Source organism: Microbulbifer sp. JSM ZJ756 (assembly GCF_044383805.1).
GTDB lineage: Bacteria > Pseudomonadota > Gammaproteobacteria > Pseudomonadales > Cellvibrionaceae > Microbulbifer > Microbulbifer zhoushanensis.
This window is the reverse complement of sequence record NZ_JBISER010000008.1, coordinates 16,559-36,705: the sequence shown is the minus strand read 5'-3', so window position 1 is coordinate 36,705 and position 20,147 is coordinate 16,559. Positions and strand designations below refer to the sequence as shown.

Here is a 20,147-nt window from a genome sequence, read left to right as displayed (position 1 = left end):
CGCCGCGCCCGATGGTACTCAGGCGGCCTGGGTGACCAGAGACAGGGCCTGTTCCACCACGTCCACCCCCGCCCCTTTCTTGTGGGCGTTCTCGCTCAGGTGGCGGCGGAAGCGCCTGGCCCCCGGCAACCCCTGGAACAGGCCCAGCATGTGGCGGGTAATATGATTGAGCCGGTGGCCGGCGGTGAGTTCGCGCTCGATATAGGGCAGCATCTGCTGCACCACTTCCACCGGACCGGGACCGGGTGCTTCCCCGAACAGTGCGCTGTCCACCTCCGCCAGCAGGTTGGGGGTCTGGTAGGCGGCGCGGCCCAGCATTACACCGTCCACATGCTGCAGGTGCTCCAGGCACTCGTCGATGGTGTTGATACCGCCATTGAGGACGATCTCCAGTTGCGGGTAGTCCCGCTTCAACTGGTAGACCATCTCGTGCTTGAGCGGCGGTATCTCGCGGTTCTCCTTCGGGCTCAGGCCCTTCAGCCATGCCTTGCGGGCATGGACGATAAAGGTAGTGACCCCCACCGCCGCCTGGGCCTCTACAAAGCGGGTCAGGCCGGAGTATTCCTCCATATCGTCGATGCCGATGCGGTGCTTGACCGTTACCGGTACCGATACTGCCGCACGCATGGCTGCCAGGCCCTCGGCCACCACTTCCGGCTCCGCCATCAGGCAGGCGCCGAAACGGCCGGATTGCACCCGGTCGCTGGGGCAGCCGCAGTTCAGGTTGATTTCGTCATAGCCCCACTCTTCGGCTATGCGTGCGCACTGGGCCAGCTCCGCCGGGTCACTGCCACCCAGCTGCAGGGCCACCGGCTGCTCTGCCGGGTCAAACTGCAGGTGACGGGGCTGGTCGCCGTGGATGATGGCCCCGGTGGTGACCATTTCGCTGTACACCACCGCGCGCTTGCTCAGCAGCCGCCACATATAGCGGCAGTGGCGATCGCTCCAGTCGAGCAGGGGCGCGGTACAGAAGCGGTGGGTAAAGCTTGTGGACATAAAACAGCGTGTCGGTTTGTGGCGTAGTAAAACGGCGCATTATAGGGGATGGGGACGCCAATCCATAAACCGGTCGCCCGGGCAGCTGTTCAGAGGTTGCGTTCCTTCTCGGAGGCGCCGAGGGGGTCATTGACTGCTCGCAGTGGCCCGCCGCCACCGGGCCCGCCATCCAGGGTCGGCTGCAGTTTGCGCAGGATCTTGCGTGCGGTGGCACGGTAGCTGGTCAGCTTGCCGCCGGCCACGGCGAGAATGCGCGGGTGGCGGCTGTCATTTCCGGTGATCAATACCTCACGGGTGCGCGAAAACGGACTGGCCTCGGTTTGCGGCAGCACCCGCAGGCCAGCCCAGCTATCGCAGATATCGCTCAGTAACAGGTTGCGGGTGCGCGGGAAGTAACGCTGCAGCGTGTGGAGCAGGTAGCGCTCCTCCTCCACGGTGGGGCCGACGTCGCGGGGGTCGCCGTGATAACTGCGCTCGGTAGTACCTACCAGGGTTCTGCCGCGCCAGGGCATGATGAAAATGGCGCGGCCGTCCTCTGCCTCCACATAAAAGATGCTGTCGCCGAGGATAATCGGCAGCTCGATATGGGTACCCGCCACCAGATCCAGTCGCGGCAGGGGCGCCGCCGGTGAGCAGCGTTCATTGGTGGAGGCCACCCAGGGTCCGCTGCAGTTCACCAGGGCACGGGTATGCAGGGTGCTGAGCTGCCCATCGGCTACATAGTCCACCAGCAGCCCGTGGTCGGTAAGCTCCGCCCCCACCAGGCTGGCGGGGCAGATCAGGCGCGCGCCACCATGCAGGGCGGAATTGATAACTTCATGGGTCAGGGCGGCGTCGTCCGTCTGGGCATCGAAGTAACGGTAGACCGCCAGCAGGTCTTCCTGGTCCAGGCCCTGTAATGTATGCCACTCATCGCGGGGAACCTTGCGGAAGCGTGCGTACTCGCGGGTAACGCCGGCCAGCAGGGAGTATAGCGTCAGTCCCAGGCGAATCTGCCACGGGGGGCGTTTGCTATGCCGGTAGACCGGCAGGTAGAAGGGCACCATATGGACCAGGTGCGGTTTGTGGTCCAGCAGCCACTGGCGTTCGCGCAGGCATTCCCGCACCAGCCGCAGCTGCCCGGTCTCCAGGTAGCGCAGGCCGCCGTGAATCAGCTTGGATGAACGGGAAGAGGTGGCCGCGGCAATGCCCGACTGCTCGAGGATGGCCACGCTGTAGCCGGCATTGACCAGGGCCTCGGCGGCGCCGGCGCCCTGGATACCGGCCCCTACTACGAGTACATCAAAATCCGTAGACATCACTGGCTTCCCGGGAGCGCATCAACAGGGCGAGGTTACCGGTCAGGATATGGTGCGCCCCGCGCCGGCGCCAGCGTACGGCTTCCTCCGCAGAATTGATTTCGAAAACCACCCACTGCCAGGGTCCCGGGGGGAGTTCCGGGCAGTCCACCTGGCTGTCCTGGATCAGCAGGTAATCCGGTGCCAGGGTCAAAACCCCGACAGAAAGGCTCTGCGCCACGCTTTCCACTTTCAATGCCACCTGGTGGCAGCCCAGGTTGCGGGCCATCCGCAGGCTGCGGATATCGGTACTCACCAGGGCAAAGGAATCGCTCTCCGGGCGGATCAGCCGCGCCACCCGGCCTATGGTGTTCTCAACCCCCATACGCTCCATTTGCGCGTGGTCCACTTCCACAAACCAGTCCAGGTGACGGTGACGACTGGCCCAGTCCACGACATCGGCCAGGGTATTCAGGCCGAAACCGCGCAGGTCGCCGTCACGTAACCGGTCGATGGCCACCGGCTTGCCACCCGGTACCTGCAGGTTGGGAGCATGGTGGCACCAGGGCGTGCCGCTCGCGCTGAACTGGATTTCCGTGTGGATCGCGCAGGCACCGAGGCCGTGGGCCGCCTCGAAAGCGGCGATGGTATTGGCCTGCTGGCGTACGGTGTCGCCTCGGTGGGCAATGAGCATGAGCTTCAGACCTGAGTAGCGGCGTTATTGTCGTCGACCCCAGGGGGATTCCACATCGGTCGAACGGTCGCCCCATGAGAGCGGCCCCACTGAAAAAATAGACCGTACACCGGCGGTTGCAAGCCTGCAGCGCCGGGAAAAAGCCGTATCAGCATGGGCGATCAGGGCGCCCCGTGCGGCGCTGGCTAGACTGTCTTCATCAGTGGTGCAGCTGCCCCTGAGCCGGGGTGGAGGTAAATATGTCGCGCAGCGCGATGACACGGGCCCTGTTGGTGTCATTATTGGCCTGCCCGCTCGCCCTGGCGGACCACGCAACCGCCACCGGCAGCGTGCACATCGCCCTGCGTTTGCCGGTCTCGGTCGAATTTGATGCCCCGGACCTGCAAAGTCCACGGCCTCGGGTCTGCATCCGTCGCGTGCCGGCGCGGCATTATTCTGTGCTTGTGGGGAGCGGGGCCGACTGGTCATCAGCTATTGCGCACAGGCAGCTGGAAGAGGGCTGTATCCCGGCCCCCGTAGGCAAGCACTCAGTCTTGTCCGGCCGGCAGGACGATGGCATTCTCGCGATCACGGTTGCCGCAGAGTAGTCGGGGCCGCGGGCTGTTGCCGGCACGTCTGTTCGGCATAGAATGGCGTCATGAACTTCACCCGCTCCCCTTTATTTGCCATCGGTGCCATGAAACGCGTTCTTACCCTGACCCTGCTATTGCTGGCCCAGCCCGCTCTGGGTGCCATGTCGCTGGACAAGATCATTGTCTACCTCACCGACCAGCCCAATTCCCGCGACGATATCGTGGTCTCAAACCCGGACCAGGAAACCCTCTACCTGCAGACGGAAATCTACCGTGTCGACAACCCGGGTATGCCCGACGAGAAACGGGTGCGGGTGGTGAACCCGAAGGAGTTCAAGTTGCTGGTGAACCCCGCACGTGCAGTGCTGGCCTCCGGGGAGCAGAAACGTTTCCGGCTTATGTCGCTGGAGCGCGACCTGGACCGGGAAAAGGTCTATCGGGTGACTTTCAAGCCGGTGGTGGGGGAAATCAAGTCTGATCGCACAGCGCTGAAAATCCTGGTGGCTTACCAGGCGCTGGTGTTTGTGCAGCCGGAAGAGGGGCGGGCACAGTTGGCACTTGAGCAAGGCGAAGAGGGCTGGCAGCTGACCAATCGCGGCAACATCAATACCGAGGTTTCGGAGGTCACTTATTGCCCCTCTCGAGCCAGTTGCCGCCCGCTGGATATGGCGGGGCGCATATACGCAGGGGCGGCCCTGGCCGTGGATGAGTCCCTGCAGTCGGGTGGGATGCTGAAATTGCTGGCACGGGGCAGGGAAAGCCGGCGGCTCGAAATACCGATCCCGGACTGAGCGGGACTATTGCACCTCTACTGTAATCGTCAGCTTGTCTGTGTAAGCCGTTTCCACCGCGCTCTCCAGCGCACTACTGTCCACTGCAATCACCAGCTGCATGTTCTCACCACCGCTGCCGCAGTTGTCCAGTGGATCCCCCGGCCACTGCGCCGCGCTCGGTATACCCTCCACCAGGTCCACAGGGCTGCCGCCGACACTGCCGGCAGCCACGCGATATTCTATCCTGTCGCCGACACCTAGGCCTTCGAGGATAAAACTCCCGGAGCCGGTATCACTGTCTGCGCGGATATTGAAATCCAGTCCCGCAGAGGTGGTCACGCAGAATGCCTGGCTGTTGCTACTGGCGGGGTAATCGATGCTGACATCGTCCAGCCCGCTGATTGCAATAGTGGCCGGGATGGTCACCGCAATGTCGATGGTTTCAGTGAAGGGTACGCACTCCTTGCAGGCATTCGCCGGTTGCCATAAAAGCCGGATACCGCCGGTGTAGGTACCGGTACGCAACGCGGTGGCGGTATCGCTTATCGCAAGCTGGAGTGAGGCGGGCTGGAATGTGGTGGTCCCGTTCAATTGACCGGAGCTGGTGCTCGGGGCCAGTTCCGCGAAGTTGCCGTTCCAGTTGTTATAAGTCAGCACCAGAGGCATTGAATCACCGTACTGGGAAACCAGTGAAAACTCGGTTCCTATCTCGGCGTAGGCGATAACACTGTATTTACTGGCCTGGAAAGTACCTTTGTTCTTGGGGCGCTTGCTGGTGACGCGAAAGCTAATTGCGCCTATCGCCTGCCCGGCAGTGGCACCCTGCAGGGTCACGCTGTAAGGGCTGTCAAAATCACACGCCTGCAGCAATGCATCGGGATCGCAGGCCGCATTGGTACCAGCGGCAGCCAGTAGCAAAAAAGCACCCGAGGTCAACAGGAACAACTTCTGGCAGAGCTGCTTAAGCATCCTGTTCCCCCGTCCGTTCGAGTCGGGCGCTTGCCGGTTCACATTCCGCTTTACCGAGATCTATCTCGCCCAGGTTGATCCAGTGCTTGCCAGCGATCTGGTCGGGCAGGGCCACATGGCAACCTTTCCAGCGCACTGGCGGCAAGGTCAGGGCGCGCGGGTCCCCGTGCATCTCCATCTGGAACACGCCGTTCTCGTCGGTGACAGTAGAGTATTCGCCAATGGTTATCCGGGCTTTTGCCTCCGGACGGCCGTTGCGCACAATGCGCCCCAGTGCCAGGATGAGTGGCTGGATGCGATAGCGTGCCCGGGCAACATTGCCCGGGTACAGGGTCAGGGATTCGCTTGTTTCGGTGTAATCGTGGAATCCATCGGACAGAGGTCGCAGGCTGACTTCATAGGTATCGAAGGAGGGCAGGTTCACTACCGAGCGCTGTTCGCCACGGGCGTAGCCGCGCCGGACACCGTTGACCAGGATTTCAAAATCCTCTTCAGGGCTGCCGTCGATATCCACTACCACGGCGCTCTGGTAGGGGCGCTCCCCACCCCAGGCAATGGTATCGCCATCACCTGCCAGGTTCGTGCTGAAACTCCCGACATAATTGAATGCCTCTGTGCCGGCGGAATCTGTCCATTGCAGGGACGAATCCAAGTAGCCGCGGTGGCCCGAAAGGCGGGTACGGCTGCCGAGGAAGTGGTCCCCGCCCGCGGTTTCAGCGGTCAGTCTTTGTTCCAGTTCCGCAGCCCAGGTGTCGCGGTCATTCCAGGTACTGTCCACACCCACGCGGTTGTCGAAACCGGTTTCGCTATACTCACTTCGCGCACGAGTCCCGTGCCCCCAGTGTTTGTCGCGCGCACGGAATTGTAGGCTCGCAGTGGAGAGGGGGCGGCCGTCCGCCTCACTGTGTGCCAGGGTCAGGTCTCCCAGCCAGTTGCGATTGCGGAGAATATTGCGGCGATATTCGAGGGTGATGAGTTCACCGGCGGACTCCAGCCCGGTGTCCAGCTCAAAGTCCGGTTCCACGAAGGCACCACCGAATTCCCGCGAACTGTATCTCAGAGTGAGCTGGCCATCCCAGAATTCCCGGCTGGCACTGGCATTGCGCTGGCGGAAACCTCGCCCGAGCAATGAGAAGTTATCTGCAGCGCGCGTCTTTTGCGCATTTTCCAGGTAAGACTCGCTTGCGTTGAGTCGGAACCACGGGGTCGTGACCTGCGCGGTGAGCCGGTGGCCCTGCCGGCCATCGGCGGTCTGCAGGAGGCTCGGGGAGATGGCGACCAATGGAGTCACCCAGCGTGCGCCCACTTCCAGCAGTTGCTCTGTCTCGGTGGCTGCCGCACTGGCAAATACCCCGGCACTGTCGTGGATACGTCGGGCCAGCCCGCCGCTCACCAGGTAGTCGCCCGCCGCTGTGGGCATCAGGTCTTCGGACAACTGGGCCGGGCGCCCCAGTTGCAGGCTCCAGCGCCACTCGCCGGGCGCGGGCAGGCGCGCATCCTTGGCAAAGAACTGGGTGAACTGCGCCAGTGGCCGGCCGCTCTCGTCGAAAGAGCGTACCTCTATCTCGTAGGCGCCGCCGGGAAGCGTGGACGTATCCAGCAGCTGGTTGCCGGCTTCCAGCAGTTCGCTGTGCAACAGCCGGCCATCGCGGTACACCTCCACCCGGCCGCGCAGCGGCATATTTACCTCCAGGGGGGCACCCTGCTGCTGGCGGTTGTCGGTGCGGCTGTTATAGGAGCTGCGGTACTCCAGGCCGTAAAGATAGGGGGCGGCAGCAAAGCTGCTGAACCCCTGTTGGGGCTGGATCAGGCCTGCTGCCCAGGCCCGGCCGCGGTAATCCTGTGCCCAGTTGAGCTGGTAAAGCTCGGCTCCACGCTCGTTGCCGGTGGCCCACTGGGCATGCACGCCACTCTCGCCGAAACCCAGGACCGAGCGGCCGAATAAGCTGGCAGTGGTGTCATCCGGGCCGGCATCTGTCCTTATGCCGCTCCAGCTACCGCTGAGGCTGTGGATGTAGGAAACATCACTGCTGGACTCGGGTAAATACGGGTCTTCCACTGCGGTGCGGCGGGGCAGCAGGTGCGGGGCGAAGAACAGGTCGACGCGGAAGCGATCCTCGTCATAGATTAGGGCAAAGTCATTTGGCTCAAGGAAGCCACAGCCGGAGTCCTGTCCACGACGGCATATTCGGTGCGCGTTGGTAGGGTGCTCTCCCTGTAGCAAAGGTATCACCTGCTCCGGTGGCAGCGCTTCCGGGAGCAGGGCCATCACCGCAGCGGGCTCATCAAAGCTGACCTGGCCTGGCGTCACCGTGACCGCGACAGCGCCGACCATGCGGCCCCCGAAATAGAGGTCTGCCACCAGCTGCTGGGGCTCGGTGAGGTCATCAAATCCGGCAGGGGGCGCCGTTTCCAGGGTGAACGCGGCCGTGCCTGCAGTGGGACAGCTGTAGCAGGCGGCGGTAAAGATGACAGCCGCGGTTAGGTACTTCATGGGAGGGGCATTGGTGCCGGGTGTGGCCCGGCACCCTGGGCCGTCGTTATTCGGCCGTTACCAGGACGGTCAGCGTATCGCTGTATGAGCCACCTGCGGAATCCTGCCAGTCATCGGCCAGAACGCTGACAAACAGTTTGGCGTTTTCGTAGCCTACGCCGCATCTGAAGTCGCGACGGGCATTACCTGGAAGCAGGTCTCCCTGTGTGGCGGTCGAAGTCGCTGAAGAGGCAGTCTCGTCGTTGCTGTACCCAACGGAGTAGGGCACCGTCAAGCTGGCATTAGTAGTATTAGCCAGCAGGAATTGATCAGCTGTGCTGCCGTTGCCGCTATCAAACTGGATTGAGTAGGTGGCAAAGCCGGTACCACCGACACAGAAGGCATCCTCGCCAGCAGCATCGTTGCCAGCAGTTGGCGTCAAGTCAATATTGTCGAGCTGGTCGACGACGATCCGCTCCGGGATCGTTAGGTTGATCAGGATATCCTTGGAGTCAGTCTCTCCGGCAGCCATTACTGCACTGGGAACGGCAAATACCAGGATCGCAGCGGCACTGCGCAGAATAGTCTTCATGAAATTTCCCTTATAAAAGACAGGTCGATAGTGGGTTGTTATCAAGCTAATTTGTTATCGCTTACCCAGTTTTTAGGTACGGACGTAGCACCCTCTGGTTTTCGCGCCAATAATAAGGTTTTCGTGAACTTAGTCACGCTTTTTGCGGGTCTTTTTTGCACTTCCTGCCGGTATTTTGCGCGATTAGTCAGGTGGGACAGTTTTCGCGCCCCGACTGTGACCCGAAGCCCCACAGCGATATAATGCCGCGCCTCAAAAACACTCCCATTGATCTGGACCAGGCTTGTCATGACCGTAAGAACGCGTATCGCGCCGTCGCCCACCGGCGACCCCCATGTAGGTACCGCCTACATCGCCCTGTTCAACCAGTGCTTCGCCCGCGCCCAGGGCGGCAAGTTCGTGCTGCGGATCGAGGACACCGACCAGCAGCGCAGCACCCCGGAATCCGAGCAGGCCATCCTCGACAGCCTGCGCTGGCTGGGGCTGGACTGGGACGAGGGCCCGGACGTGGGTGGCCCCCACGGGCCCTACCGCCAGAGCGAACGCGGCGATGTCTATAAAAAATACTGTGACGAGCTGGTCGAGAAAGGCCACGCCTTCCATTGCTATCGCACCGCAGACGAGCTGGAACAGCTGCGCGAGGAACTGCGCGAGGCCGGCCGCACCGCGCTGAAGCCCAGCGACCTGGCCCTGCCGGAAGAAGAGGTGGAGAAGCGCCGGGCCGCCGGCGAGCCCTACGTGGTGCGTATGAACGTGCCCGAGAGCGGCACCTGCGTGGTGGAAGACCTGTTGCGCGGCACCATCGAGATCGACTGGGGCCAGGTGGATGCGCAGATCCTGCTCAAGTCGGATGGCATGCCCACCTATCACCTGGCCAACGTGGTGGACGATCACCTGATGGAGATCACCCACGTGCTGCGCGGCGAGGAGTGGATCAACTCCGCTCCCAAGCACAAGCTGCTGTACGAGTACTTCGGCTGGGACATGCCGGTGCTGTGTCACCTGCCGCTGCTGCGCAACCCGGACAAGACCAAGCTGTCGAAGCGCAAGAACCCCACCTCCATCCTTTATTACCAGCGCGCCGGCTTTATGCCCGAGGCCCTGCTGAACTACCTGGGCCGCATGGGCTGGTCCATGCCGGACGAGAGCGAGAAGTTCAGCCTGGACGAGATGCTGGAGCACTTCGACATCATGCGCGTCTCCCTGGGTGGGCCGGTGTTCGACGTGGAGAAGCTGTCCTGGCTCAACGGACTGTGGATTCGCGAGCTGGAAGACGAGCAACTGGCAGACCGCCTGCAAAACTGGCTGCTCAACCGCGAGAACCTGCTCAAGGTACTCCCACACGCGAAAGGCCGCATGGAGACCTTCGGCGACTTCGCCCCGCTGGCCAGTTTCCTGGCCGCCGGCCAGCTGCCGCTCACCGAGGCCAGCTTCAGCGCCAACAAGCTGGAACTGGACGAGCAGAAGAAGCTGCTGCAGTTCGCCCTGTGGCGCCTGGAGGCCCTGCGCAGCTGGGACAAGGACAGCATCTTTCAGAGCATGAAAGCCCTGTCCCAGGCCATGGAGATCAAGCTCAAGGACTTCAATGCGCCGCTGTTCGTGGCCATCAGCGGGACCACTGCATCCTTCTCAGTCATGGACGCCATGGTCCTGCTGGGCCCGGACCTCAGCCGTGCCCGCCTGCGCCATGCCGTGGATGTCCTCGGCGGTGCCGGCAAGAAAGTGCTGAAACGCTGGGAAAAGGAATACGCCAGCCTGGCGTAACCGCCCGTACCGGTCAGGGCGCACACAAGGTGCGCCCCTACGGCCAATACCGCCCGCACCCGTATACCGGAACCCCAGTAGGGGCGCACCTCGTGTGCGCCCGGATTCACGACCAGGCTGGCACAGTGACTCCCGGCCCGGGGCGCGCAAAAGACCGATCTCGACGCACCGGTCGTAACTGGTTGATTAAAAAGTTATTTTCCCTGTTGACAGGCGCCGGCCCGCTGTTAAAATGCGCCTCGCTTTCAGGGGAAACCCACAAGAAAGCAACCCAATTTGGGGCCTTAGCTCAGCTGGGAGAGCGCAACACTGGCAGTGTTGAGGTCAGCGGTTCGATCCCGCTAGGCTCCACCAAACAAAAAAACCCCGCATCGAAAGGTGCGGGGTTTTTGTTTGGCTTGAATTCAGAGGTCGAACCGCTGAAAGCGGTTTGATACCGTGGGGGCGCCCAGCCTAGGCTGCACCAAATACAAAAAAGGCCGCATCCGGGAGGATGCGGCCTTTTTTTGTTGTCCGCTGTCGCTGCGAAATCGAGGCAGGGCCATGGTGCATTACTGGCCGTGTTAGCAGCGCCCTGACGTCCAGTCGTGATTAGGGGGCATGTGTATTCCCGGCATGCTTGAAAGGATATCCTGGTAATTTATTTACAAAAAATTTGGGAAAATATTCCACGCTGCTGAACTGCCCATGTATCTGGCGGTCGTATTTCCTTGCAGTCCATATCACCGCGTACAGGGTTCTGTGATTGCCTAACATCATGATTTTTCAGCAAATATCCCTACAAAAAACTCGTGGAATCGCCATAAGCAATCCGGCATACTCTCGCCGGCATTAGTGAACTGGTTCGCATATTTGCTGACGATTGCTCTGTTTGTTTTTTGCTCGGATTCTTGCGAAGGCGCCTGTAGCAGTGAGTTGGCGTGATAGGTCATTTTTTGCCCAGCCAGGTCTGCTCAAACTGTGAGCGATCGCATTTCCTTTGAGGGGTTCTGATTCTGGTGCGTCAAATGCGCAGCGTCTTGCGAGAATTTTCAGGAGTGGCGCAGCTTAAGCTCCTGGTGAGGGAGTGCCGCTTATGGGGAAGCGGTTCGTGACCCGGGCAGTGCGCTGTAATCGCATGTAATCAGACTACAGCTGATTCGGTTGTGGTACGGGGGTTAAAATCCCCGCGTTGTGGAAAACGGAATTTGGCAAGGCCGCAAATACTAGCCGGTCATGCAACGGGGAAAAGAGAGGGAGTTCACAAAATGGTCCGGGTGGCTGCAATTTACGGGATTGTTGTCCGTTATTGATGCCGCGGGGCCGGTGGCCGCTAAAAGTAGGACACTGGTCCGGGGTTTGCATTGTCAAATCCCGGATACACGATAGCCTGCGAGCGGTGCCAAAAACAAACAAAAAAAGCTGTATTAAAAATGAACTCCATCACTCAACGCAGTCCCTGGCAGATCCAGCGCGACGTGGTCCACGCACTGCTGGTGCGCGAGATGAAGACCCGCTTCGGCAAGTGGCGCCTGGGCTACGCGTGGGTGCTGCTGGAGCCGGCCATGCACATCATGGTGCTGGCCTTTATTTTCAGCTTCCTGGGCCGGGAGTTTTACCCGGGTATTCCCACCATGCTGTTTATGCTCGGCGGTATCGCGCCGTTCCTGTTCTTTTCCCATTGTTTCCAAAAATCACTGGCTGCAGTGGAATCCAACCGGGGCCTGTTCAATTACCGCCAGCTGCGCCCGTTTGATGCGGTGATCACCCGGGTACTGCTGGAGTTCTGTATCTACCTGTTCGCGATGGTGGCGCTGCTGGGCATTCTGGCCTGGTTCGGGGTTTCTGCCACTTTTAATGATTTCCTGCTGCTGGTGGTGGTGAACCTGCTTTTCCTGGGGTTCTGCCTGGGGCTCAGTCTGGCCCTGTGTGTGCTCGGTGAGCGTTACCCCGAAGTGAGTAAGTTTGCCTCCATTGTTCCTCGCCCACTCTATTTTATGTCCGGGGTGTTTTTCTCCCTCGAGCAGATCCCGGAGGAGTACCACCCGTACCTGTCCTGGAACCCGCTGCTGCACGTAATCGAGCTGACCCGTGAGGGCCTGTTTGCCAGCTACCATGGCATGTTCGCCAACCTGCCGTACCTGGCGTTCAGTTCGGTGGCCATGCTGGCGTTTGGGCTGCTGGTCTATCGGGCGAACTGGCGTGACCTGGTACGCAGCCAATGATCGAGCTACGCAACCTCACCAAGTCATACCGCACGCCTCAAGGCCGCAAGGTGCTGTTCCGGGATGTCAGCGCGGTATTCCCGGAGAACAAGAACATCGGCATCCTCGGTCGCAATGGCGCCGGCAAGTCCACACTGCTGAAACTGATGGGCGGGATCGATTACCCGGATTCGGGTGAGGTTGTGACAGACAAGCGCATCTCCTGGCCCATGGGGCTGCAGGGTGGCTTCCAGGGCAGTATGACCGGGCGCGAGAACTGCGCCTTTGTGTGCGGTATCCACGGTATCTGGGGCACAGCCCGCCGCCGGGTGCTGGAGCGGGTGCAGGATTTTGCCGAGATCGGCGATTACTTTGATGCCCCGGTAAAAAGCTACTCCTCCGGTATGCGCTCGCGACTGGCGTTTGGCCTGAGTATTGCCGTTGACTTCGATGTATACCTGGTGGATGAGGTGATGTCTGTGGGGGACGCCCACTTCAAGCACAAGTGCGAGCAGGTGATTGCGGAAAAGCGCAAGACAGCAAACTTTATTATCGTCGCCCACGCTATGCCGCAGCTGAAAAAGAACTGCGATGTAGGCATCTACGTGGGGGAGGGCGGCCTGAAAATCTTCGACACGGTCGAGGAGGCAATTGCGCTGTACCAGCAGGGCCTGCCAAAGCCAAAGCAGAAACAACAGAATAACCAGCAGCCGGCAGCGGCTACCAGCCATTGATTTGGGGAAGCATCCAGCACTTATGGAAACAAAGGAACCGGTAGCGCCGGCGCACAACTCCCAGCCAGGGCCAGAAGGCAAGGGTGGAGAAGCGCAGGGCCTGAAAAAAGCCGCGGCCAGTGTAAAGGGCATGATGGCGCACTTCTCGGCCAACGAGCCGCAGGCGGACGCCTCACCCGTAGCCCGTAGCTGGCGTCGCTGGCAGGGGCTGGCGGTATTCGTACTGTTGCCTTTGCTGTTGGTCAGTGCTTACTACCTGTTCTGGGTCACCGAGCGCTATGTCAGTACCACCCAGCTGATCGTTAAAGAGAATGGCTCCGAGCCCAGTATGTCCTCGACGCTGGGATTCCTGGTGCCGGGTGTAGGCAGTGAAAGCCAGGATGCCCATCTGGTGGTGAATTACATCCACTCCCTGGATATGGCCCTGTTCCTGGACCAGGAGCTCAACCTGTCCGATTACTACAAGAGCACCGAGCACGATGTGTTCTCCCGCCTGGCTGCTGACGCATCACAGGAAGACTACCTGGAATACTACCGGGAACACGTGTCGGTAGCCTTTGATGAGCAGACCGGCATCATCACCATCGCTGCCCAGGCATTCGACCCGGACTTTGCCCGGCAGCAGGTAGAAGTGCTCACGCAAAAATCCGAGGACTTCGTCAACGCCCTCAGCAACCAGCTGGCGGACAAGCAGGTGGCTTTCGTGCGCACCGAACTGGAACTGGCCCAGACCAAGCTGCGCAGCGCCAAGCAGGAGATTCTGGATTTCCAGAACCGCAACAAGGTGGTCAGCCCGGAAGAACTCACCAGGGGCATCAGCAGCATTATCCAGGGGCTGGAGGCCAAGGTGTCCGAGCAGCGCGCCAGGCTCACCGCAGCCAAAACCTACCTGAACCCGGGCAGTTCCCAGGTGGTTTCCCTGCAAGCGGAAATCAGCGCACTGGAACAGCAGATCGAGGCGGAAAAAGTGCGCCTGGTGGGGGCCACCGAGGAAGACGGCGAGCAGCGGCTGAATAGCCTGAGCGCCCATTTCCAGAACCTGGAGCTGGACCTGCAATTCGCCATGGACGCCTACCAGGCAGCCCTCAAGGCACTGGAAACCGCACGGATGGAGGCATCTGGCCGGCTCAAGCACCTGATGACGGTGAGCAAGCCGTCACTGGCAGAAGAGGCGGAGTACCCGCGCAAATTCTATAACCTGGCCAGCCTGGCGGTGATCCTGCTATTGCTCTACGGCATTGGCAAGATGCTGGTTTCCAGTATTCGCGACCACCGGATTTGACAACCCGCGGGAGGTCTTCCCCCCGTAGGAGCCTGCTTGCAGGCGGGCAAATAAGCTGAAAATACGAAATAGAAAAACGGACAACATGAAACAGACACTGAAACAAGGCATGGGAATCCTGCTGCTGGCACTGTTGGGGAGTGCCGCATTCACCGCCCAGGCGCAGCTGGAAACCCAGCAGCTGGAGGGGGAGAGCGCGCAGATGCCGGCCGAGAGCGGTGTACCGGTTTTTGGTGCCTCCCTGTTCCGCGGTGCCTTCAAGGACCAGCCGTTTTCCGGCTTCAACCCGTCCTACCGCATCACCGTGGGTGACCAGATCAACCTGCAGCTCTGGGGTGCCTACAGCTTCAGCGCCACCCTGCCGGTGGACCCGCAGGGCAATATCTTTATCCCGGAAGTGGGGCCAGTGCATGTGGCCGGCGTGGAAAACGGCGAACTGAACGAGTTCGTGCTGCGCCACGTGAAACGCGTATTCAAGAACAATGTGCGGGCCTACGCCAACCTGGAGGCCAGCCAGCCGGTGAAGGTTTTTGTCACCGGTTATGTGAAGAGCCCGGGCCTTTACAACGGCTATTCCTCTGATTCCATCCTCTACTACCTGGACAGCGCCGGTGGTATCGACCGCAAGAGCGGCAGCTTTATCGATGTCAGGGTGCAGCGTAATGGCCAGCTGATCGAAAAGGTAAACCTGTACAACTTTTTGGTGGAAGGCAGCATGCCGCCACTGCAGTTGCGCAATGGCGATTCCATTGTGGTTGGACCACGCAAGGGTGCGGTGACCATCGAGGGCGCCGTGCAGCAGCCGGCGCAGATCGAGTTTATCGGCCCCAGCACACACCTGGCGGAAATGCTGATGGTGGCCAAGCCGGATCCACAGGCCAATTTCGCCCGCATCACCCAGGTCATCGATGACCAGCAGCAGGCCACCTATGTGCCGCTGGAAGAGGCGCTCACTACCGCCCTGCACCCCGGCGCGCGGGTAGAGCTGATTCGCGATAACGAAATCCAGTCCATCTCGGTGAAAGTCACTGGTGAAACCGACGGCCCTGCCACTTATGTGATGCCCTACGGTGCAACCCTGGACGAACTGCTGGCGCAACTGCAATTCCGCGCCAATGCCGATCGGGACTCGATCCAGCTTTACCGTGAGAGCGTGGCAGAAAAGCAACGCGTGGCACTGGAGCGCTCGCTGGATGCCCTGCAGATGGAAGTGCTCACCCGCCAGCCCAATACCGACCTGGAGAAGGCGGCGCAGAGAGATAATGCGGCCATGATCCAGAGTTTTATCAAGCAGGCCCGCAAGGCACAACCGCGCGGGCAGGTGGTACTGGCCAATACCCCCAATGCCGGTGACATGCTGCTGGAAGATGGCGACGAACTGGTGGTGCCGGTGAAGACCTCCACCATCTCCGTGGTGGGTGAGGTGGTGTTCCCCACCTCGCTGGTCTACAACGACCGGCGCACACTGGAAGACTATATCGAGCTGGCGGGCGGCTTTGCCAACAACGCCAACCAGGACGAACTGGTGATCTTGCACCTGGACGGTACTATCAGCCGCATCGAAGACAGCAAGTTCGACAACCGCCTGGGTGAAGCCCTGCGGCCGGGGGACGAGATCATGGTGATGCCCAAGATCAATTCCAGCGAGCTGCAGGTGACCAAGGATGTCACGGAAATTTTGTACCGTATTGCTGTCGGGACCGCCGCGGTACTGTCGTTCTGACGTGCGGACCGATAAGTATTTTTAAATCCTGGAATCGCGGAGAGCGCTCATAACAGGTTAACCAGCCCAGAACCGGGCAAAAAGAGGTAGCGGCAGATATGGCCGCAATTTTGCGAAGCAGTGGTATCCCGGGCCAGCATGGCACAGCCCCTGAATCATTATGAGGATGATTCTGGGCGTGCCGGCCCAGTGACTGCCGCCGCGAACAACAAAAGGGGGACTTATGGAAGCACTATCAATGGAAAAGGAACTCTCCGCCCGCAAGGGCATTATCCTGGCTGGCGGCTCGGGCACGCGCCTGTACCCGCTCACCAAAGGCGTCAGCAAGCAGCTGATGCCGGTTTATGACAAGCCGATGATCTATTACCCCCTCACCACGCTGATGCTGGCGGGTATCAGGGATATCCTGATCATCACCACGCCTACGGAACAGCAACTGTTCCAGAACCTGCTGGGTGATGGCAGCCAGTGGGGCGTCAATCTCACCTACGCCGTGCAGCCCTCCCCGGATGGCCTGGCGCAGGCATTTATTATCGGCCGCGAGCACGTGGGCAACAGCCCCAGTGCACTGGTGCTGGGTGACAATATCTTCTATGCAGAGCGCTTTAATGAAGTACTGCGCAATGCGGATGCCCGCCAGCAGGGCGCCACGGTATTCGGCTACCACGTGGCGGATCCCCGCGCCTACGGCGTGGCCGAGTTCGATGCCAATGGCAAGGTCATCAGCATCGAGGAAAAGCCGGAGCAGCCCAAATCCAACTATGCCGTTACCGGCCTGTACTTCTACGACAACCAGGTGTGCGACCTGGCGCGGGAGATCAAGCCGAGTCACCGTGGCGAACTGGAAATTACCGACCTCAACCGTATCTACCTGGAGCAGGGACTGCTGAATGTGGAACTGATGGGCCGTGGCTCCGCCTGGCTGGATACCGGTACTCACGACAATCTGCTGGATGCCGCCCACTATGTGCAGACCATCGAGCGCCGCCAGGGCCTGAAAATCGCCTGCCCGGAAGAAGTGGCGTTCCGCAAGGGCTTTATCGATGCCGCCATGCTGGAAGAGCAGGCGCAACCGCTGATCAAGAGTGGTTACGGCGAGTACCTGATGCAGATACTGGCCGAGTCACGGAGCGACCACGCCTTCGGGCGCTGATTCACTGGGCTTCAGATTGCCGGGAATATCACCCAGCGGTTCTGCGCTGGACGACCTATTGATGACCAGACAATTTCCAGGATAAGTAGTATGAAAATTATCGAGACGAAAATTCCCGAAGTGAAAATTATCGAGCCGAAAGTGTTCGGTGACGAGCGTGGGTTTTTCTTTGAGTCCTTCCGCCATGACGTCTTCAGCCGCGAGTGTGCTGACCGAATCTTTGTGCAGGACAACCATAGCAAGTCCAGCCAGGGCATCCTGCGGGGCCTGCATTACCAGAGCCAGAACACCCAGGGCAAGCTGGTGCGTGTTACCGCCGGTGAGGTGTTTGATGTGGCTGTGGATATGCGCAAAAGCTCGCCTACCTTTGGCCAATGGGTGGGCGTCACCCTGTCCGCTGAAAACAGGCGACAGCTGTGGGTGCCGGAGGGCTTTGCCCACGGTTTCTATGTAACCAGCCAATCCGCCGAGTTCGTCTACAAGTGCACCGACTATTACGCACCGGAGTTCGAGCACTCCCTGCGCTGGGATGATCCGGACCTGGCGATCGGCTGGCCGCTGGTGAACGGTGAACAACCAAAGCTGTCGGCCAAAGACGCCGAGGGCAGCTTGCTAAAAGATGCAGTCACTTTCGCCTGACACTGGCCGCGTAATTGCCGCCTGTGCCATGCAGTAATCTCTTGCCGAATTTGATCCGGTAACGGGTTCCAGGACAGGGGCAAGCAGAGCCACATGGCGGACAGCTCCGCAGGCTAAACAAGTAGAGCCAAAAGGCCGCAAAGAACAAACAAGAACGCACAGAACCAAATGAAGATATTAATCACAGGCAAGAACGGCCAGCTGGGCCAGCAGCTGCAACAGGATGCACCAAAAGGAGTCGAGCTGGTGGCTCTGGGCCGCGAAGATCTCGATATCAGCGACCGCGCTGCCGTCTTTAGTGCGCTGGATGAACACCGCCCGGATGTGGTGATCAACGCTGCCGCCTACACCGCTGTCGACAAAGCTGAGTCAGAAGTAGACTGCGCCTACTCCATCAACGCCACCGGCCCGGAAAACCTGGCCGTGGCCTGCAAGGAGTTTGGTGCACGGCTGATCCACGTATCCACCGACTTCGTTTTCGACGGCAGCAAGTCCAGCCCCTATACGGTAGAGGACGCAATCCGTCCGCTGGGCGTCTACGGCGGCAGCAAGGCTGCGGGCGAAGTCGCCGTGCAGGCCATCCTGCCGGAAGCCGTTATTGTCCGCACCGCCTGGGTGTACGCCGCCCATGGCAGCAACTTCGTCAACACCATGCTGCGCCTGATGAACGAACGGGACCAGTTGGGTGTGGTGGCTGACCAGATAGGTACACCCACCTGGACCGGCACCCTGGCCAGGGCCCTTTACTCACTGGCCGCCAACGATTGCGCCCAGGGTATCTATCACTGCACTGACGCCGGCGCTGCCAGCTGGTACGACTTCGCCGTGGCCATCTACGAAGAGGGCAAGGCCAGCGGCCTGATCCCGGCCGATAAAGAAGTCAGCATCGACCCAATCACCACCGCCGACTACCCAACCCCCGCCTCCCGTCCACCCTACAGCGTGCTGGAAAAGCGGGTAGAGGTGAACGGCAAGGGTATCAAGTTGCACCACTGGCGCCAGGTCCTCCGCCAGGTCCTGCAAAGCAAGGCGAACTAGAAACCGACTACCACCGGCATCCCAGTCAATCGTGGGCTCCGGAAACTGAGAAACTTGTAGGAGCGGCCCATGGCCGCGAAAGAGAAGACGAAAAACCGAACAATGAGCAATTTACTAGTCACCGGCGGAGCCGGCTTCATAGGCGCCAACTTCGTCCACTACTGGATGAAAACCTACCCCCAGGACAAGGTCGTCGTGCTGGATGCGCTGACCTATGCCGGCAACAAAGCCAACCTGGACCCGGTAGCAGAGAACCCAAACTTTTTCTTCTGCCACGGTAATATCTGCGATACCGCACTGGTAGAGATGCTCCTGAAAGAGCATCGCATCGATACCCTGGTGCACTTTGCGGCAGAGAGCCATGTAGACCGCTCCATCACCGGCCCGGATGCCTTTATTGAAACCAACATCATTGGTACACACAGCCTGCTGAAGGCCGCTAAGAAAATCTGGCTGGACGAGGGCCTCAACAAAGAGAGCCATCGCTTCCACCACGTCTCGACAGACGAAGTCTACGGCACCCTTGGTCCGGAAGACCCTGCTTTCAGTGAAACCACACCCTACGCACCCAACAGCCCGTACTCGGCCAGCAAGGCTGCATCGGACCACCTGGTGAGGGCGTATCACCACACTTACGGGCTGAAAGTCACTACCAGTAATTGTTCCAACAACTACGGGCCCTATCACTTCCCGGAGAAGCTGATTCCGCTGGTCATCACCAACATCTTGCAGGACAAGCCGCTGCCCATATATGGGGATGGCCAGCAGATACGGGATTGGCTGTATGTGGAAGATCATGCGCGTGGTATCGATCTGGTGATCAAAAACGGCCAACTGGGCGAGTGTTACAACATTGGTGGTATCAACGAGTGGGCAAATATCGATATCGTCAAACTGATTTGTGGGTTGATGGATAAAGCTTTTGCCGAAAACCACGAGCTAGCACAGCGCTTCCCGCAGGCGAGCCATGCCAAGTCGCGCAACTCTGCAGAGTTGATTACGTATGTGAAGGATCGTGCTGGCCATGATCGCCGATATGCAATCGACCCATCGAAGTCCAATGAAGAGTTGGGGTACCAGCCCGGAGAATCCTTTGCAAGTGGCATCGAAAAGACGCTGATCTGGTTCCTTTCGAATGAGACATGGTGGAAATCCGTAATGGATGGTAGCTACAAAGAGTGGGTGAAAAGTCAGTACGAAGCCAAAGCTTGAGTTGTTGTGCTTGGATAGATTTAGCAGTTTTTTGGGGTTTTCAAAGTTGGTATTAGTGGAAGATCGTGGCCTA

General features: G+C 60.0%; 17 protein-coding genes and 1 tRNA gene. 12 read left to right on the top strand and 6 right to left on the bottom strand.

The features are described from left to right. Window positions 1–18: 18 nt before the first annotated feature. From dusA to ACH6CX_RS13365, 3 genes are all read right to left on the bottom strand, one after another. Window positions 19–996 (bottom strand): tRNA dihydrouridine(20/20a) synthase DusA, encoded by a 978-nt coding sequence (gene dusA, locus ACH6CX_RS13375; protein WP_232941214.1) that lies wholly within the window; start codon window positions 994–996, stop codon window positions 19–21. Window positions 997–1,085: 89 nt separating this feature from the next. Continuing rightward, window positions 1,086–2,294, bottom strand: coding sequence for a glycerol-3-phosphate dehydrogenase/oxidase (locus ACH6CX_RS13370; RefSeq protein WP_232941215.1), 1,209 nt, complete (start codon window positions 2,292–2,294; stop codon window positions 1,086–1,088). Continuing rightward, window positions 2,278–2,967 carry a glycerophosphodiester phosphodiesterase family protein gene (locus ACH6CX_RS13365; protein WP_232941216.1) on the bottom strand — a complete coding sequence of 230 codons (690 nt, stop codon included), beginning with the start codon at window positions 2,965–2,967 and terminating at the stop codon, window positions 2,278–2,280. The genes ACH6CX_RS13370 and ACH6CX_RS13365 overlap by 17 nt, the downstream gene beginning before the upstream one ends. 239 nt (window positions 2,968–3,206) lie before the next feature. Between ACH6CX_RS13365 and ACH6CX_RS13360 the strand changes: the two genes are divergently transcribed. Both ACH6CX_RS13360 and ACH6CX_RS13355 read left to right on the top strand, forming a co-directional pair. Beyond that, window positions 3,207–3,554: a hypothetical protein gene (locus tag ACH6CX_RS13360; RefSeq protein WP_396675554.1), complete on the top strand. Its 348-nt coding sequence runs from the start codon at window positions 3,207–3,209 to the stop codon at window positions 3,552–3,554. 50 nt (window positions 3,555–3,604) lie between these two features. Further along, window positions 3,605–4,330 (top strand): fimbria/pilus periplasmic chaperone, encoded by a 726-nt coding sequence (locus tag ACH6CX_RS13355; RefSeq protein WP_396675553.1) that lies wholly within the window; start codon window positions 3,605–3,607, stop codon window positions 4,328–4,330. Between the two features lie 6 nt (window positions 4,331–4,336). On the opposite strand, the gene ACH6CX_RS13350 is transcribed toward ACH6CX_RS13355, so the two are convergent. From ACH6CX_RS13350 to ACH6CX_RS13340, 3 genes are read right to left on the bottom strand one after another with little or no spacing between them, the layout of a single operon-like run. Beyond that, window positions 4,337–5,281 (bottom strand): hypothetical protein, encoded by a 945-nt coding sequence (locus ACH6CX_RS13350; RefSeq protein WP_396675552.1) that lies wholly within the window; start codon window positions 5,279–5,281, stop codon window positions 4,337–4,339. Further along, on the bottom strand, window positions 5,274–7,775 hold the full coding sequence (locus ACH6CX_RS13345) for a TcfC E-set like domain-containing protein (RefSeq protein ID WP_396675551.1): 2,502 nt from the start codon (window positions 7,773–7,775) through the stop codon (window positions 5,274–5,276). Before ACH6CX_RS13345 ends, ACH6CX_RS13350 begins: the two co-directional genes overlap by 8 nt. 46 nt (window positions 7,776–7,821) lie before the next feature. Next, a complete protein-coding gene (locus ACH6CX_RS13340; RefSeq protein ID WP_237063482.1) occupies window positions 7,822–8,346 on the bottom strand; it encodes a hypothetical protein in 525 nt (174 codons plus the stop codon). A 288-nt stretch (window positions 8,347–8,634) separates the two neighbouring features. Between ACH6CX_RS13340 and gltX the strand changes: the two genes are divergently transcribed. The 10 genes from gltX to rfbB all read left to right on the top strand — a co-directional run bounded on the left by gltX (window position 8,635) and on the right by rfbB (window position 20,074). Continuing rightward, window positions 8,635–10,110, top strand: a complete 1,476-nt coding sequence (gene gltX, locus ACH6CX_RS13335; RefSeq protein WP_237063480.1) for a glutamate--tRNA ligase — start codon at window positions 8,635–8,637, stop codon at window positions 10,108–10,110. Between the two features lie 278 nt (window positions 10,111–10,388). Continuing rightward, window positions 10,389–10,464: transfer RNA gene (locus ACH6CX_RS13330), tRNA-Ala, on the top strand. A gap of 1,058 nt (window positions 10,465–11,522) precedes the next feature. Continuing rightward, window positions 11,523–12,314, top strand: a complete 792-nt coding sequence (locus ACH6CX_RS13325; protein WP_237063478.1) for an ABC transporter permease — start codon at window positions 11,523–11,525, stop codon at window positions 12,312–12,314. Next, window positions 12,311–13,027 (top strand): ABC transporter ATP-binding protein, encoded by a 717-nt coding sequence (locus ACH6CX_RS13320; protein ID WP_237063477.1) that lies wholly within the window; start codon window positions 12,311–12,313, stop codon window positions 13,025–13,027. The genes ACH6CX_RS13325 and ACH6CX_RS13320 overlap by 4 nt, the downstream gene beginning before the upstream one ends. A 22-nt stretch (window positions 13,028–13,049) precedes the next feature. Next, a complete protein-coding gene (locus ACH6CX_RS13315; protein WP_237063475.1) occupies window positions 13,050–14,309 on the top strand; it encodes a hypothetical protein in 1,260 nt (419 codons plus the stop codon). Between the two features lie 85 nt (window positions 14,310–14,394). Further along, the gene (locus ACH6CX_RS13310; RefSeq protein ID WP_396675550.1) at window positions 14,395–16,032 is read left to right on the top strand and encodes a polysaccharide biosynthesis/export family protein; all 1,638 of its coding nucleotides are present in this window, start codon (window positions 14,395–14,397) and stop codon (window positions 16,030–16,032) included. 223 nt (window positions 16,033–16,255) lie between these two features. Beyond that, a complete protein-coding gene (gene rfbA / locus ACH6CX_RS13305; RefSeq protein WP_396675549.1) occupies window positions 16,256–17,185 on the top strand; it encodes a glucose-1-phosphate thymidylyltransferase RfbA in 930 nt (309 codons plus the stop codon). A 90-nt stretch (window positions 17,186–17,275) separates the two neighbouring features. Next, the gene (gene rfbC / locus ACH6CX_RS13300) at window positions 17,276–17,824 is read left to right on the top strand and encodes a dTDP-4-dehydrorhamnose 3,5-epimerase (RefSeq protein WP_396675548.1); all 549 of its coding nucleotides are present in this window, start codon (window positions 17,276–17,278) and stop codon (window positions 17,822–17,824) included. A gap of 168 nt (window positions 17,825–17,992) precedes the next feature. Next, a complete protein-coding gene (rfbD, locus tag ACH6CX_RS13295) occupies window positions 17,993–18,862 on the top strand; it encodes a dTDP-4-dehydrorhamnose reductase (RefSeq protein WP_396675547.1) in 870 nt (289 codons plus the stop codon). A gap of 69 nt (window positions 18,863–18,931) precedes the next feature. Further along, window positions 18,932–20,074: a dTDP-glucose 4,6-dehydratase gene (gene rfbB / locus ACH6CX_RS13290; RefSeq protein ID WP_396675546.1), complete on the top strand. Its 1,143-nt coding sequence runs from the start codon at window positions 18,932–18,934 to the stop codon at window positions 20,072–20,074. Window positions 20,075–20,147 lie beyond the last annotated feature (73 nt).

Coding starts and splice junctions, on each gene's coding strand:
- ACH6CX_RS13370 (WP_232941215.1), bottom strand. CDS start 2,294: ATGTCTACGGATTTTGATGTACTCGTAGTAGGGGCCGGTATCCAGGGC.
- ACH6CX_RS13350 (WP_396675552.1), bottom strand. CDS start 5,281: ATGCTTAAGCAGCTCTGCCAGAAGTTGTTCCTGTTGACCTCGGGTGCT.
- ACH6CX_RS13360 (WP_396675554.1), top strand. CDS start 3,207: ATGTCGCGCAGCGCGATGACACGGGCCCTGTTGGTGTCATTATTGGCC.
- ACH6CX_RS13340 (WP_237063482.1), bottom strand. CDS start 8,346: ATGAAGACTATTCTGCGCAGTGCCGCTGCGATCCTGGTATTTGCCGTT.
- ACH6CX_RS13320 (WP_237063477.1), top strand. CDS start 12,311: ATGATCGAGCTACGCAACCTCACCAAGTCATACCGCACGCCTCAAGGC.
- dusA (WP_232941214.1), bottom strand. CDS start 996: ATGTCCACAAGCTTTACCCACCGCTTCTGTACCGCGCCCCTGCTCGAC.
- ACH6CX_RS13315 (WP_237063475.1), top strand. CDS start 13,050: ATGGAAACAAAGGAACCGGTAGCGCCGGCGCACAACTCCCAGCCAGGG.
- ACH6CX_RS13355 (WP_396675553.1), top strand. CDS start 3,605: ATGAACTTCACCCGCTCCCCTTTATTTGCCATCGGTGCCATGAAACGC.
- gltX (WP_237063480.1), top strand. CDS start 8,635: ATGACCGTAAGAACGCGTATCGCGCCGTCGCCCACCGGCGACCCCCAT.
- ACH6CX_RS13365 (WP_232941216.1), bottom strand. CDS start 2,967: ATGCTCATTGCCCACCGAGGCGACACCGTACGCCAGCAGGCCAATACC.
- rfbA (WP_396675549.1), top strand. CDS start 16,256: ATGGAAGCACTATCAATGGAAAAGGAACTCTCCGCCCGCAAGGGCATT.
- ACH6CX_RS13310 (WP_396675550.1), top strand. CDS start 14,395: ATGAAACAGACACTGAAACAAGGCATGGGAATCCTGCTGCTGGCACTG.
- rfbC (WP_396675548.1), top strand. CDS start 17,276: ATGAAAATTATCGAGACGAAAATTCCCGAAGTGAAAATTATCGAGCCG.
- rfbD (WP_396675547.1), top strand. CDS start 17,993: ATGAAGATATTAATCACAGGCAAGAACGGCCAGCTGGGCCAGCAGCTG.
- rfbB (WP_396675546.1), top strand. CDS start 18,932: ATGGCCGCGAAAGAGAAGACGAAAAACCGAACAATGAGCAATTTACTA.
- ACH6CX_RS13345 (WP_396675551.1), bottom strand. CDS start 7,775: ATGAAGTACCTAACCGCGGCTGTCATCTTTACCGCCGCCTGCTACAGC.
- ACH6CX_RS13325 (WP_237063478.1), top strand. CDS start 11,523: ATGAACTCCATCACTCAACGCAGTCCCTGGCAGATCCAGCGCGACGTG.